The 14,892-nt window shown below is 42.1% G+C and carries 15 protein-coding genes and 1 tRNA gene; 7 read left to right on the top strand and 9 right to left on the bottom strand.

Annotated elements, in window-relative coordinates; genetic code table 11:
- Nucleotides 1-200 precede the first annotated feature (200 nt).
- On the top strand, nt 201-1,481 hold the full coding sequence (gene hxlA / locus MBUR_RS00325; protein ID WP_083754918.1) for a 3-hexulose-6-phosphate synthase: 1,281 nt from the start codon (nt 201-203) through the stop codon (nt 1,479-1,481).
- The gene (locus tag MBUR_RS00320) at nt 1,482-2,240 is read left to right on the top strand and encodes an A24 family peptidase C-terminal domain-containing protein (RefSeq protein WP_011498248.1); all 759 of its coding nucleotides are present in this window, start codon (nt 1,482-1,484) and stop codon (nt 2,238-2,240) included. It abuts the gene before it with no gap.
- A 7-nt stretch (nt 2,241-2,247) separates the two neighbouring features.
- Here the strand turns inward: MBUR_RS00320 and recQ are convergent, their stop codons facing one another.
- The 4 genes from recQ to MBUR_RS14005 all read right to left on the bottom strand — a co-directional run bounded on the left by recQ (nt 2,248) and on the right by MBUR_RS14005 (nt 7,479).
- Entirely contained in the window at nt 2,248-4,191 is a 1,944-nt protein-coding gene (gene recQ, locus MBUR_RS00315) for a DNA helicase RecQ (protein WP_011498247.1), read from the bottom strand.
- A gap of 138 nt (nt 4,192-4,329) precedes the next feature.
- A complete protein-coding gene (locus tag MBUR_RS12725) occupies nt 4,330-5,736 on the bottom strand; it encodes a PEF-CTERM sorting domain-containing protein (RefSeq protein WP_011498246.1) in 1,407 nt (468 codons plus the stop codon).
- Complete coding sequence (locus tag MBUR_RS14010) at nt 5,733-5,906, bottom strand: hypothetical protein (RefSeq protein WP_198003757.1); 174 nt, start codon at nt 5,904-5,906, stop codon at nt 5,733-5,735. Before MBUR_RS14010 ends, MBUR_RS12725 begins: the two co-directional genes overlap by 4 nt.
- Before the next feature lie 238 nt (nt 5,907-6,144).
- On the bottom strand, nt 6,145-7,479 hold the full coding sequence (locus MBUR_RS14005) for a PEF-CTERM sorting domain-containing protein (RefSeq protein ID WP_011498245.1): 1,335 nt from the start codon (nt 7,477-7,479) through the stop codon (nt 6,145-6,147).
- A 340-nt stretch (nt 7,480-7,819) separates the two neighbouring features.
- Between MBUR_RS14005 and guaA the strand changes: the two genes are divergently transcribed.
- Nucleotides 7,820-8,734, top strand: coding sequence for a glutamine-hydrolyzing GMP synthase (guaA, locus tag MBUR_RS00300; RefSeq protein WP_011498244.1), 915 nt, complete (start codon nt 7,820-7,822; stop codon nt 8,732-8,734).
- Entirely contained in the window at nt 8,735-9,778 is a 1,044-nt protein-coding gene (locus tag MBUR_RS00295) for an archaeosine biosynthesis radical SAM protein RaSEA (RefSeq protein ID WP_011498243.1), read from the top strand.
- Between the two features lie 25 nt (nt 9,779-9,803).
- Here MBUR_RS00295 and argB read toward each other — a convergent pair whose 3' ends face one another.
- Complete coding sequence (gene argB, locus MBUR_RS00290; protein WP_048063440.1) at nt 9,804-10,694, bottom strand: acetylglutamate kinase; 891 nt, start codon at nt 10,692-10,694, stop codon at nt 9,804-9,806.
- Nucleotides 10,695-10,852: 158 nt separating this feature from the next.
- Entirely contained in the window at nt 10,853-11,149 is a 297-nt protein-coding gene (locus MBUR_RS00285) for a non-histone chromosomal MC1 family protein (RefSeq protein WP_011498241.1), read from the bottom strand.
- Nucleotides 11,150-11,452: 303 nt separating this feature from the next.
- Between MBUR_RS00285 and mptA the strand changes: the two genes are divergently transcribed.
- Both mptA and MBUR_RS00275 read left to right on the top strand, forming a co-directional pair.
- Nucleotides 11,453-12,406 carry a GTP cyclohydrolase MptA gene (mptA, locus tag MBUR_RS00280; protein WP_011498240.1) on the top strand — a complete coding sequence of 318 codons (954 nt, stop codon included), beginning with the start codon at nt 11,453-11,455 and terminating at the stop codon, nt 12,404-12,406.
- A 12-nt stretch (nt 12,407-12,418) separates the two neighbouring features.
- A complete protein-coding gene (locus tag MBUR_RS00275) occupies nt 12,419-12,730 on the top strand; it encodes a DUF2098 domain-containing protein (protein WP_011498239.1) in 312 nt (103 codons plus the stop codon).
- A gap of 118 nt (nt 12,731-12,848) precedes the next feature.
- Here the strand turns inward: MBUR_RS00275 and MBUR_RS00270 are convergent, their stop codons facing one another.
- The 3 genes from MBUR_RS00270 to MBUR_RS00260 all read right to left on the bottom strand — a co-directional run bounded on the left by MBUR_RS00270 (nt 12,849) and on the right by MBUR_RS00260 (nt 14,423).
- Nucleotides 12,849-13,778 carry a nucleotidyltransferase domain-containing protein gene (locus tag MBUR_RS00270; RefSeq protein ID WP_011498238.1) on the bottom strand — a complete coding sequence of 310 codons (930 nt, stop codon included), beginning with the start codon at nt 13,776-13,778 and terminating at the stop codon, nt 12,849-12,851.
- A gap of 74 nt (nt 13,779-13,852) precedes the next feature.
- Nucleotides 13,853-14,305: an N-acetyltransferase gene (locus tag MBUR_RS00265; protein WP_011498237.1), complete on the bottom strand. Its 453-nt coding sequence runs from the start codon at nt 14,303-14,305 to the stop codon at nt 13,853-13,855.
- Nucleotides 14,306-14,345: 40 nt separating this feature from the next.
- Nucleotides 14,346-14,423 (bottom strand) — tRNA-Arg (locus MBUR_RS00260).
- Between the two features lie 239 nt (nt 14,424-14,662).
- On the opposite strand from MBUR_RS00260, the gene MBUR_RS00255 reads away from it, so the two are divergent.
- Nucleotides 14,663-14,866 (top strand): DUF5371 family protein, encoded by a 204-nt coding sequence (locus tag MBUR_RS00255; RefSeq protein ID WP_157196598.1) that lies wholly within the window; start codon nt 14,663-14,665, stop codon nt 14,864-14,866.
- The last annotated feature ends 26 nt before the right edge of the window (nt 14,867-14,892 follow it).

Here is a 14,892-nt window from a genome sequence, read left to right as displayed (position 1 = left end):
CCAGAACAATTGACGATGAAGTCCTGCAAGGAACCTTTTGCGCTGCTTTTCGGTCAATATATCTTCTTCTGCCATAATATGAGCTCATTAATAATGACTTAGTTTTAACAAATAGTATCAACTATTAAGTATTATAACCATATACCCGGATAGATTTATACTTATTCAACTACACTACGTAAGTTCCAAAGGGTGATCATATCAACACAATAATTCAAGTAGCTCTTGACCTGCTGGAAATAGACCGCGCCATCCAGATCGCAAAGGAAGCCATCGAGGGAGGCATAGACTGGATCGAAGCAGGAACCCCACTTATCAAGAGTGAAGGAATGAATGCCATTCGTCAACTGAGGAAATCATTCCCGAACCATACAATCCTTGCCGACATGAAGATAGCAGACACCGGTGCATTTGAAGTGGAGATGGCCGCCAAAGCCGGTGCGGATATTGTCATGCTCCTGGGAAATGCCGATGATTCCACGGTCCTTGATGCCGTCAGATCAGCACACAAATACGGAGTGAAGCTGATGGCCGACCTGATAATTGTCGAAGATCCAGTATCAAGGGCAATTGAACTGGAACTAATGGGTGTCGATTATATCAATATGCATACCGGGATCGATCAGCAGATGACCGGCAAGGACCCCACTCCCATACTTGAGAAAATGACAACAGCAGTTAGCATACCGGTAGCTGCAGCAGGAGGATTAGATGCTGGAAGTGCTGCAATGGCAGTAAAAGCAGGTGCAAGCATCGTTATCGTAGGAGGAAATATAACGCAATCCGACAATGTGACCGGAGCTGCGAAAAAGATACGAGCAGCCGTTGATTCAAACGAGATCCCTGAAAGAGCACATCGGACCCTCGAAGAAGAGATCCGACAACTGCTATCAGAGGTTTCCACCCCAAACATAACCGATGCAATGCACAGGAAAGGAGCCATGAATGACATCCACACAATGGTTGCCGGAAAAAGAATGGTAGGTAAAGCTGTGACAGTTCAGACATTCGAAGGCGACTGGGCAAAAACTGTCGAAGCTATCGAAGTTGCCGTCAAAGGAGACGTAATTGTCATCTACAACGGAAGCCGACATATATCACCATGGGGAGGACTTGCCACCCTTAGCTGCCTTAACAAAGGCATAGCAGGAGTGGTAATTGATGGTCCAGTAAGGGATATCGAAGAGATAAGGACTATAGGACTGCCCGTCTTTGCCACCAGTAATGTACCTAACGCAGGAGACCCGAAAGGATTTGGCGAAATTGGGGCATCCATACACTGCGGCTCACAAAATGTCAACCCTGGAGATTACATAATAGGAGATGACAACGGAGTGGTCGTAATACCAAAAGAAAGAGCATATGAGATAGCAAGGCGTTCTAAGGAAGTTGAAAAGAACGAAAAGCGTATCTATGAAGAGATAAAAAGAGGAAGCACGCTTTCTGAAGTCCTAAAGCTCAAAAAATGGGAGAAAATGTAAATGATAGAACTATTGAAAGTGCTTGTTTGTCTGCTATTTCTCCTTTACTCCTGCTATTCAGATATTAAGACACGAAGGGTCACTAACAAGCTCTGGCCAATAATGCTCGGTGCAGCAGCCCCATTAATCATCTATGATATCGCACGATATGGCATTCCCTACGTAAAATGGACACTCATATCGTTCATATTTATATTCGTGTTCGTTTACATATTGTTCTATTTCGGAGCCTTCGGTGGTGCAGATGCCAAAATATTGATGGTGATATCATTGATACTGCCAATCTATCCTGCACTGGAGCTGATCAGCTACCATTTGCCTGTAGCAGGTATGCCCCCCATTGGCCTTTTCACATTCAGTGTCTTTGGGAACTCGGTCATACTCACCGTGGTCGTACCGCTGGGACTTTTCCTCTACAACCTCACGCAACCAACCCTGAAAGATACTCTTAAGAGACCTCATTACATGTTCATTGGATACAGATCATTGATCAAAGACCTTGAAAGGCCCCACATTCGCCTTATTGAACAATACGAGGAGAACGATGGGATCGTATCACATCGATTCACAACAGGGGGAATGCAGCTTGATGAGGATACAATCGCTATGATGAAGGAATATGATAAAAATGGACTCATTGAGAAAAGGACATGGGTAACCCCAGGACTCCCATTCATGATACCCATAACTGCCGGTTTCATCAGTGCAGTGATTTATGGAGACCTTATATTCCAATTGACACTTCATTTATTACTATAAATGGAATTTACTTGTTTCCTTTTTCAAAGGCAACTATCTCTTTCATAAAAACGGAACCATATTTCTTTAACTTGACCTCACCGACACCCGTGATGCCAATAAACTCTTTTTCATTATTAGGGAAGTTTGCAGCCATCTGCCTGAGACTGGTATCTGCAAATATGATATAAGGAGGAACATTCGCTTCCACAGCAAGCCTTTTGCGCAATTCACGAAGCTTGTCAAAGAGTTTCTTGTTCGGCCGTGATATCGGTGTTGGAGCTCTCTTAGCCTTTCCCGGAACAGACGTTCTTCTTTGGCTGCTGTACTTTGTAGACTTAGCCGGTGATCTGACTACCGTTGAGCTAACCTTTTTCGAACCACTAGATGCAGGTCGGGAAGATACAGAATTGCCCGGCCTTGACACAGTAGCAGGTGCTTTCCGTGGTTTGGAAACAGTTGTTCCCATCGAACGTGTCAGATGTACCTCACTCCCCCCAAGGACCTCACGGCTATTCTTGTTCAAAAGTAATATAGGGTATTTCCCTTCCTTCACATCAACATGACCCAAGCGTATCATTTCCCTTGCCATCTCCACCCATTCGGACTTAATGTATCCTTCACCAGTGCCATAGCTTTTAAGGCGGTCATGTTTGTAGCTTATTATTTTCTTGGACTTAGAGCCTGTAAGGATATCCACTATATGCGTCAGGCCAAACCGCTCATTGACCTCATCGACACAGGAAAGGAAGGTCCTTGCGACATCTGATGCATCATAAGTGTCACGTGGGTTCAAACAGACATCACAGCTTCCGCAATTATCGGATTCCAGCTCTTCCCCAAAATAATGTAATAAGGCTTTCCTGCGACAGGAAGTGCTTTCACAATAATCGATCATTTCCTGCAACTTCGTCATTGCGATATCGCGCTCGGACTTTTTGGGTTTCTGATCAATCAAATATTTGATCTTGTACCAGTCAGCCCGACTGAAATACAAGATGCAATCGCATTCAAGCCCATCACGCCCACCCCTGCCGGTTTCCTGATAGTAGCCCTCTAGGTTCTTGGGGAGGTCATAATGGATAACAAAACGAACGTTCGGTTTATCAATGCCCATACCAAAGGCAACAGTAGCCACAATGATATCGACATCATCCCTGATGAAACGTTCTTGATTATCCTGCCTTTTGGCATCATTCAATCCTGCATGATAAGGGAGAGCATGGAATCCTTCACGATTCAGTTTGGTGGAAACAGATTCAACACTTTTTCGGCTGTTGCAATAGATAATACCCGAATTTCCACGCTGACCCTTAAGGTAACTTACCATGTCACCATAGGTATTGTTCTTGGGTCGTATCTCATAGGAAAGGTTCGCACGATCAAAGCTTGCCACATAGACAGAAGGAGAGACCAGATCAAGTTGTTTGATGGTATTTTCCTTTACCTTCGCAGTAGCCGTTGCGGTCAGTGCGATTACAGGAACATCAGGGTACTTCTTTTTCAAAAATCCCATCCGCCGATATTCCGGCCTGAAATCATGTCCCCATTCAGAGATACAATGAGCTTCATCGATAGCGAAAAGACTTACATTGACGTGACTTAGCAGCTCCTGAGTGCTTTTCATGCAAAGACGTTCAGGTGCAACATACAATATATCCACATTCCCTTCGACAATGGCACGAGTAATTTTCTGAACTTCGTTATAACTCAACGTACTATTGAGGTAAGCAGCCGAGATCCCATTGCTGACAAGTCCATCCACCTGGTCCTTCATCAGAGAAATGAGCGGAGACACCACCACGGCAAGCCCATCCATTATGAGTGCAGGTATCTGGTAGCATATTGATTTGCCACCGCCGGTCGGCATTAATACAAAAACATCCTTTTTATTCAGAACATCATTGATAATATCCTCTTGGAGAGGACGGAATTCGCTATAACCAAAATATTTCTGGAGTGTTCTGTGCATATTGATACCGTGATTAAGCTAATGATACGATCCTAAAAATGTCTTTCAACATATTTAATATGCAACCATGCAGAGTGAAAGTAATTGAAATACTGTATTTGATAAAAAAGTAAAAAAATGAAACGAGTAAGGGAGTCCTTACTCATTCTTTCTGCGCTGGAAGAAGAATGCCAGTCCAATTATTGCCGCAATTGGGAGAGCCACTGTAGGGAATTCAGGGATCTCATTGTCAGTGAGGATCACTTCAGTGTCGTCATCATGCTGAGTGGTCTGAGCTGTGTCGTCACTGTTTATCGTAACAGCATTGTCAAGCATTGTTCCTATTGGAGTACTTGCACCAACATTCACTGTGACACTAACACTATCAGATGGAGCACCTGCTGCAAGTGTTCCAATTGTCCATGTAACAGTGTGTGTTGTGGAATTATAGACACCACTATCACTTGCTGATACAAATGTAACCTCGACTGGCAGAGAATCAACGATCATTACACTATTTACAGGATTGTTGTTCAAAGCATTGTCATAGCTGATCGCATAGGTCAGTGTACCACCCTGATATACCTGAGTAACACTATCGGTCTTTGCCATATTGAGTGGGTTAAAGGATATGTCCTTACCCGGCACACAAATACCTGTTGGGTTTCCAATATCACCAGTAGAATCGGTCAGATCAGATGGCTCGAGAGCAGGTGTACCAAGTGATGGATTAAATACAAGAATCCTATCAGAACCACCACTTGCCTGATTTCCTGTAGTAACATAAACAAGTCCTGTTGCAGGATCCACTGCAATACCAACTGCATTATCGAGTGAAACGCCACCTGGCAAGGTTCTTGTATTAACGGTTACTTCAGTGGAAGTGCCAAGATCATACTGGCTCAAAAGACCGATACTTCCAGCATTAGGGTATGCATTTCCTGTATATACATATCCATTTGTAGCATCAACAGCAATTCCCATCACCTTTTGAGAAACTGGGAAACTACCTGCAGAAGACCAATCTGCAGTATTAAATATTTTAACTTGTGTTGTCAGATCTCCAACATAAAGCAGATCATTTGCCTCATCCAGTGCAATTCCATATATCTGGGTAGTCCCTACTAGAGACTGAATCTTATTGAGAGTTAGCGTTGAAGTAGTTGCATCCCAATCATAGATATAAATGGATTTTGCACCACGGTCGTTTGTATAGACTTGTTGTTTGTCCTGGTCCACTACAATGCCTGCAAGATTCTTTGCCCCAGGGGCAGTTACTGTTCCTAAGACTGCGAGTGTTTTAGCATCGACAATATCGAAAGTACCATACCCTTCAAACGTAACGAACAAAGTCTCAGAGTCTGTATCTATACCCAAGCCAGCACCACCATAATGTGTCGGTACTGAGGTCATTTGATAGGTCAGTGTATTTCCTGATATATCATACGCTTGAATAGGACTATTCGCATTGAGATCCGCGTTTACATACAGTGATTTAGCCGATGCAGCACCTGCACCCATTACTACTATTAAGGCAACTAATAATGCAATATATCTTAATTTCATATTGTACCACCCCATTTAATCAAATATCCAGATTCATAATCTCCGGAGAACATTATCACTAAAGCAGAAAATGCCAAAAAAACTAAGAAAACAGGCATTTCTGCATTCTCGTCCCCCACAGACGGATATGAACCACTAATAAATAATGGTATTTGATTATATATATACATTATGAATAAAATTAAAATGATGGCATAAATATATTAATTTATACTAAGAAAAGATTGAAAATTCCATCGATACTATTAAAACCAACAAACATATTTGTTCTGTGCATATTGATACCGAGATTAAGCTAATGATACGATCCTAAAAATGTCTTTCAACATATTTAATATGCAACCATGCAGAGTGAAAGTAATTGAAATACTCCAAAAAAGTAAAAAAGTGAAATAAGTAAGAAAATCCTTACTCATTCTTTCTGCGCTGGAAGAAGAATGCCAGTCCAATTATTGCCGCAATTGGGAGAGCCACTGTAGGGAATTCAGGGATCTCATTACCATTGCCATTACCATTACCGACCACTTCAGTCATATCAGACTGGGTTGTCTGAGGTGTCTGATCGCTGTCGATCGTAGCATCGTTGGTAATTGTTCTCAATACCCCAGAAGATTCCTGCACGGTCATTGTGACAGAACCGGATTCGCCTGACACAAGATCTCCAATTGTCCAGGTAACAACTCCTGCACTTTCAACATAGGAACCAGTAGCACTTACAAAGGTTGTACCTACAGGAATTGTGTCAGTGATCTCAACATTGGTAACACCCGTTGGATTCGTATTAATGTAGCTCAAGTTGTAGGTTATTTGACTACCAGCAACTACTGATGTTGATCCATCATCCTTGTCAAAACCGAGTGGGTTATAGGATACGCCCGTACGAGGTACACAAAGTCCAGTGGGATCGCCAATATCACCAGTACTGTCTATCAAGGTCAAACTAGAATCAAATACCTGTACCATATCACCAGTGTAACCAGTGGTAGCGTAAACACGTCCGGTTTCTTGGTCTACAGCAAGTCCCATTATGCCATATGTATTAGTGATATTGCTCTCTGTCTTAGCAACAAGATCGTATTGACTCAACACATTGCTACCTGCAAAACCTGATCCTGTGTAAAGATATTTACCATCTTCGACTGCAATTCCTATTGCTTTCTGCCCAAGCGTAATAGTTCCCTGTTGAGTCCATGTAGCAGTGTCGTAGTATCTTACAATGTTATTATATGAAGCTACATAGAGCAGGTCGTTTGCCTCATCAAGGGCAATACCATAAGCATTTGCCCCAGTCAGAGTAAAAGGAGAACCTGTAACTGCAATCAAAGTTTTTGCACTTGAATCCCAATCATAGACATAGAGGTTGGAAGTACCTCTGTTCACAGCATAGACCCTCTGCTTTTCCTCATCGACTACAATACCTGCCAAGTTACTAGCACCAGGAGCGGTAACAGTGCCGGCAGCCGTCATGGTAGTCCCATTGACCAGATAGAGCTGACCTGAAGATTCATGCGTAATGAACAAATACCCCGAATTGCTGTCAATCGCAACACCCACTTCACCCCATCCAGAGCCAGTATTATGTGTTGCCTGATAGGATATGCCTGCAACATTGACATCATACGCCTGTATTGGACTTGATGCGGAGTTCGTGTTCGAAAGTACGTACAGTGATTTTGCAGATGCAGCACCTGCTCCCATAACTACTATTAAGGCAACTAATAATGCCATATATTTTAATTTCATATTGTACCACCTCATTTGATCAAGTATCCGGATTCACCTGCATCTCCGGAGAACAGCATCACTAAGGCAAAATATACCACTACAAAATAAAAACAAAACAGGCATATCTGCCTTTTCGTCCCCCACAGACGGATATGAACCACTAATAAATAATGGTATTTGATTATATATATACATTATGAATAAAATTAAAATGATGACATAAATATATTAATTTATACAAAGAAATGATTGAAAATTCCATCGATACTATTAAAACCAACAAACATATTAAAGCACAGTATATCTAAGAAATTCACTGAATATAATCATTATCACATCATAACTGGAGTTCACATTCATGGTAAAAGTCGAGAAATTCATACCAAATGCTATAGACAGAATCAAGGAACAAGCAAAAGGAAAGACGATAATTGCACTTTCCGGCGGTGTTGACAGTTCAGTCTGTGCAGTACTTGCATACCAGGCTATTAAAGATGACCTGATTCCTATATACATCGATACCGGTCTTATGAGAAAAGGTGAGACCGAAAGGATCAAAGAGATCTTTGCGGACATGAACCTGCAGACCATAGATGCAAAGGATCGCTTCCTTGACGCACTTGTAGGCATCAAAGACCCTGAAGAGAAGAGAAAGGTTGTCGGAGAGACATTCATTCGTGTCTTTGAAGAAGAAGCACGCGAAATAAATGCACAATATCTCATCCAGGGAACTATCTATCCTGACAGGATCGAGTCTGACGGCGGTATCAAATCTCACCACAACGTAGGCGGATTACCAGAACACATCGATTTCAAGGGAATAATCGAGCCTATAGATGACCTTTACAAAGATGAAGTGCGAGAGGTAGCCTGGGCACTTGACCTTCCTGAAGAGATATGCGAGAGAATGCCATTCCCAGGACCTGGGCTTTCCGTGAGAATAATCGGAGAGGTCACTGAGGAAAAGGTAGATGTCGTGCGTGAAGCGAACGCAATTGTAGAGGAAGAACTTCTTGAGCAGTTCAAACCATGGCAGACATTTGCAGCCGTCATAGGAAAAGGAACCGGCGTCAAAGGAGATGTACGCGTACATGGATGGATAATTGCTGTACGTGCTGTCGGTTCAAGGGACGGTATGACCGCAGAAGCACTTGAACTGCCCTGGGAGACCCTCATGAAGATCGAATCCAGGATCTCCGGCGAGATAGCATCAGTCGCAAGAGTACTTTACGACCTGTCACCAAAACCACCTGCAACTATCGAGTTCGAGTAAATGTCACTTAATAAAGCCGTATTAGATATACGCGAACGTCAGCGTATAAAACCATCATCTAACGATTATCCTGCTGCCGTATGGAGAAGCACAGACCACTGTGACGGGAAGACAGTTGATACACTGACCATCATCTTCAAAACATCAGGCTGCTGGTGGGGAAAGGCTGGAGGCTGTACAATGTGCGGCTTTGTTTATGATAGTGCAAAGATACCCCCACAACCAGAAGAACTTGAAAGACAGTTCGATAACGCCATGCGGAAGGGAGAGAAGTTTGAACGTTTTATGGTAAAGATATTCACTTCAGGAAGTTTCCTTGATGAAAATGAAGTGACAGCCGAAACAAGAGCTAACATCCTGAACAAACTGGCAGCCGATGAACGTATCTTTAAGGTACTTGTAGAGAGCAGGCCTGAATTCGTGACAGAGGAGACCCTGAAAGCCTGTAAAGAAGCACTTGGAAAGACAGCTTTTGAAGTTGCTATCGGGCTGGAGACAAGTTCTGACAATATAAGGAAGAATTCCATAAATAAGGGATTCACGTTCGAGGATTATATTACAGCCTCAAACGTGGCAAAGAACAATGATGCGAGCATGAAAGCATATCTGTTGCTAAAACCTCCATTCCTGTCCGAAAAGGAAGCATTGGAAGACATTGTCAAAACTGTCGATGATGTTGCAGCTCATGCACAGACCATCTCGATAAACCTATGCAATGTCCAGAATGGTACGTATGTGGAACAGCTCTGGCAGAGGAGCCAATACAGAACACCATGGCTTTGGAGTATCGTTGAGATCCTTAAACGAACAAAACAACGCCATCCTAATCTGGCAATAACTTCCGACCCCGTGGGTGCAGGTTCAAAACGTGGCCCTCACAATTGCAAGATATGCAGCAGGGATGTTTCAGATGCAGTACATCTTTTTTCACGTACCCAGGACCTAAAGGTGCTTGAAGGGCTGACATGTGATTGCAAACAGACGTGGACAAAAGTGCTCGAACTTGATGATTTTACCTATGGCAGTCCGATACTTGACAGATAAAGCCAAAAAAAGATGAGGGGACACCTTATTTGGTGTCCTTATAAACCATCGTACCAATACCCTGATCGGTGAAAAGCTCCAGCAATACTGAATGGGATATGCTGCCATCGATAACATGAACACGGTCCACACCGCCCTCAACACTTGCTTTTGCACTTCTCATCTTCGGGATCATACCGCCACTGAGAACTCCATCTTCTATCAGTTGTTCAACTTCGTCCACACCTATACGTGATATGCGTGTTGATATATCGGTCTGATCTCTGAGAACACCAGGCACATCGGTCATAAGTATTAATTTCTTTGCATTCAGAGCATCTGCAAGATCACCTGCAACCGTATCAGCGTTGATGTTCAGGGCATTCCCCTCAGAATCCATTGCAATTGGAGATATGACTGGAATATACCCATTTGCAGTCACAATATTGATGATCTCAGGATTGATGATCTCAGTATCCCCTACCCAACCAAGATCAACATCGTGTTCAATATCTTCGATTAGAATTTTCTGAGTGGGCTTTTTCTTTGCCAATATCATATTCCCATCTTTTCCGGAAAGACCGACACCTTTCCCACCATGTTTGCTTATAAGAGAAACTATACGGGTATTGATATTTCCGACAAGCACCATCCTGGCAATTTCCATGGTCTCATCGTCAGTTATCCTCAAACCGCCTATAAATTCCGATTTTTTGCCCATTCGGTCCATCTTTTCAGTTATTTCCGGTCCGCCACCATGAACGATCACAGGATGAATACCGACAAAGCGCAGAAGAACAATGTCCTGGACGATATCACTCATTACCTGAGGATCCACCATTGCATGTCCACCTACTTTGATCACCATAACAGAATCGTGGAATTCCCTTATGTAAGGAAGTGCCTCGATCAACACATTCTCTCTTTTTCCTGTCATATAGGTACAATAAAGATTATACATCGTATAAAGCTTTTTGATTTAGAGAACAAAAGTTAACAGTATAAAGCTTGAAAGAGATATCAACAGAAATTGTTAATAAAATTCAAAAAGAAGAACTTGCAGGCTCAGATCAGAACCTACAATAATTGAAAATATTAGATAGTTTCCAGTTTGATTATGCCTGGTTTCTGTTTCTTGACGAATGGCTTGTTGATCTTGTCAGGCATCCAGTCAGGTTTGTTCTTTGGTGCATCGACCATTTCTTTCCAACCCACGAAAACATGGATCTTTTTGGTGCCGCGCTCACGAAGCATGATATTATCTGGCTTCTTTTTGGTACCCTTGCCCCTGTTAGCAACCTTAAGAGCTGCCTGACGTGGCTGTTTACCCGTGAATACGCCGCTTTCGTTGCCTTTTTCGTCTCGTAACACAAAGTTTCTTGTTTCAGACATTTTATCACCTTACTAACCCGATATCGGTTATAGGTAGTTGTACTTATGAAATATAAATAGTTTTCTTTTAATGTTGCCTTTAGATTATGATTTTGGAGACATTATAGATAAAGAGGAATAATTTGGCATAAATATGCTATCCCTTCGGCTTAAATACAACAAAATATGAAATAATTACAGAGGTCGCGCCTGATATATTATGGCAACATAACAAAACATTTACATGCAATGAATTTGTTTGTGTTGGTTACTATTTAATTAAATATACAATTATTTACTTAATCCTTGTTAGAGGCTATAAATATGGAACTTCCAATTGCGCAATTTCCTGATGTACAGGCAAACAGACCGAAAATACCCATAAACCTTACACGCGTGGGTGTTACCGGAGTTAAAAAGCTTGTTGAGATAAAGAGAAAGGACAAACGTCCAATTGTACTTATCTCAACTTTTGAGATCTTTGTAGACCTACCTTCAGACCGTAAAGGTGCAAACCTGTCACGTAACTTTGAAGCTATGGATGAAGTCCTTGAAAAAGCCATCAACCTGCCAGTCTATGAGATAGAGAAACTCTGTAATGATGTTGCTAAAAGCCTTCTAAGACGTCATGAATACGCCACTCGTTCAGAAGTACGTATGAAGAGTGAATATGTTGTCAAAAGAGAAGCACCATCTACAAAAATGAAATGTCAAGAAGTAGTGGATATATTTGCAGAAGCGACCGCAACAAGACTTGAAGATGGGGACATCGATGTCAAGAAACTCATTGGAGCCGAGGTCGTTGGCATGACAGCATGCCCATGCGCACAGGAAATAATGAGAGACAACGCAAAAACTGCACTAAGGGAACTTGGAGTCGGTCTTGAGACCGTCATGAACTTCCTGAACAAAGTACCAATGGCTACCCACAACCAGAGAGGACGTGGAATTATATCCCTCGAGGTCAGCGGTGACGTTGATGTCTCCCTTGAGACCATCATCCGTATCATCGAGAGTTCCATGAGTTCAAGCATAGTAGAGCTCCTGAAGCGCGCAGATGAAGCACTTGTAGTTGAAAGAGCACACCAGAACCCTAAGTTCGTGGAAGATTGTGTCAGAACAATGGCACAAAATATAGTCAGTGAATTTGCTCATGTGCCTGACAGTGCACTCGTTACCATTAAGCAGATTAATGAAGAGAGCATACACAGACATAATGCATTTGCAGAAAGAGTTGCTCTTCTCGGTGATCTCAGAGACGAGATAAAAAATAATTGATGCGAGGAACAAATGAACGAAGTGCCCAAACCCGTTGATATCGATGGCAAACCAATTAATGTTGGCAGCAATGTACGCTATATTAACACCGACACCATAGGAGTGATAGAGGATATCACCACCGATGACGAAGGCACCTGGGCACTTCTTGACACAACACAATTATACTACAGGATCGATACATTGCAAATCACTGAAAAGGTATCGACCAAAGGAAAGGAACACGTCCTTACAAAGGAGGAAGCAAAGGAGCTTATAAAAGCGCATTCCGAAACCGGTCAGGAAAAAGTAGAAGACGTTTTTCAGGCAACTGGTGGCGGTTGATTCATCCGATCAACTTATAGAGTGCGCATACATTTCGCTGCACTTAACATAACTATTTTTAATACATTTTCACATCTTTATTAACATCGATTCTAACACTTTTTGATACAAGACCATATTACAGATCTAGTAGTGTCAGTGATCTTATCCACTCGCCTTTAGGCTCCCTCGAAGTTCCTACTACAAGTCTCTTAATATCGCCTACCTGTTCAACTACGCCCTGTGCTTCGATCAATTCCCCTTTTAGAGCCTGACCGGCATAGGTGTGAGTGTATGAAAGGACATGATCGATCTCATCGTGATCGATATTGTATATAGAAGGATTATCGAATGCCAGTTCTGCATCAGTTACCATTGCCTCGATTTTTGCAGTACCGATGTCTTCACCGCGGGAGATAGGCAAACTTATTTGATCCCAGTCTCGAACAAAAAGGAGATCAAAATATGTGCCACCGACCATTCCCCTGTTGCCCTTACGCTTTTCGTGTAGAACGAATTCTTCAAAAGATATCTCAGGGATACGTTTGTTGTAAATGCGACGCCACATATCCTCATCAATATCCTCAATGAATCCGCCCTTTGCTTTTGCAACTGCAATGACATCCCTTGCATTGAACCAGTCCTTGCCATATACAACAAAATCAACATCGGACATATCGTTTTGTAAGCCAGGAAGGAAAGAGCCGGTAACACCCATCTTTTCAATTGGGATACCGGCTGCATGCAATACTTCATAGACGGCTTTTACCCTCTCATCCTTTTTTATGAGTTCTGAAATGGGATCTGAAGGATGGAGAATGACCTTTACCTGATCCTCAGGAACTACATGGACATCCTGAACCCACTCAGGTCTGTTATTACGCATAAAATCAAAAGCAACATCGAAATCATATTTGCGGTAATTCACCCCATTGAGCTGACGTTCCCCATTCTCATCGGGTACATATCGTAGCACACACCTGACACCTTCGGGATGGAAATAGTCAGCAACTGCAAATATCCAGTCGTCTTTGGTAATTATAAAATCTCTGATACGTGCTTTAATCATTATTATCTTCCTGGTTTGGTTATAGCTAGGCAAATGTACTTGGGATTAATAAATGATTACATTGATTAATCGAATTATGAAAGTTCCAATGAAAGAGCTATTTCGTCACAATCAGGGAACTTATGACATTTGATGCAACCAATCCATATTTTGTGCGGGAGAGTTGCCTTGTCCACACGTTTGAAATGATTTTTCTCAAAAAAGACAGGTGCATACGTCAATGTGAAGACAGAGGTAGCCTTGAGTTCACGAGCATCATCAAGGCATGCATTTAACAATTGAGTGCCAATACATTTCCCCCTATATTCCGGAAGAATAGCAAAGGACAGGATCTCTGCAAGATCTGCCCACAACACCTGCAGACCACAGCAACCTACCACATCGCCATCGATCTCATAAACATAGAAGTTACGTATGGACTCATAGAGCTCACTGACAGAACGATGGAGCATAAGCTCCTGCTTTGCATAGAAACTAATGATGCTTTTAATCGCATCAACATCATTTAATGTGGCTTTCCTAATCAAAACACAAGCTCCTTAACCTGAAACATTATCAGAAGAATAATGGCGGGCGTGAAGGGATTTGAACCCCTGATTTACAGCTTAGGAGGCTGCCGCCATATCCTGGCTAGGCCACACGCCCTCGAACAACCCTTGTAATGTCAACCAATATTTTAAACCTATTGGTCAAAATACATCGCAAAAGAAAGAGATGAAAATAGAGAACAGAGCTATCCAAATGAGATAACATCGATGAGAAAAAATCGATTGGCAAAAATGATTTTATGACAAGTAAGATAAGATGAGATTTTTCAACAACAACTATAAATATAATCTATCATTATGAGGTGCAGCGCGAAATGCCCGTACGGAGATGAAAAAATGAAGATAGTACATGCCCAAACCGTTCTTGCAGAAGAACAATTATTAGCATTAAAAGACAAATGCAACAACACATCAACAAAAGAGGCACTTATCATTGCAGTTGAGCACTATATTGAATGTGAATATACAGATATGAACGAAGAGATGTGGACGAAAAAACTTGAGAAGATTGTTCAGAAGAAAAAAGAACAGAAGGCCTGAATTTCACCCTTTTTTGTTGAGTGGGC

The sequence above is a fragment of the Methanococcoides burtonii DSM 6242 genome (assembly GCF_000013725.1).
GTDB lineage: Archaea > Halobacteriota > Methanosarcinia > Methanosarcinales > Methanosarcinaceae > Methanococcoides > Methanococcoides burtonii.
This window is presented reverse-complemented; position numbering and strand designations above follow the sequence as displayed.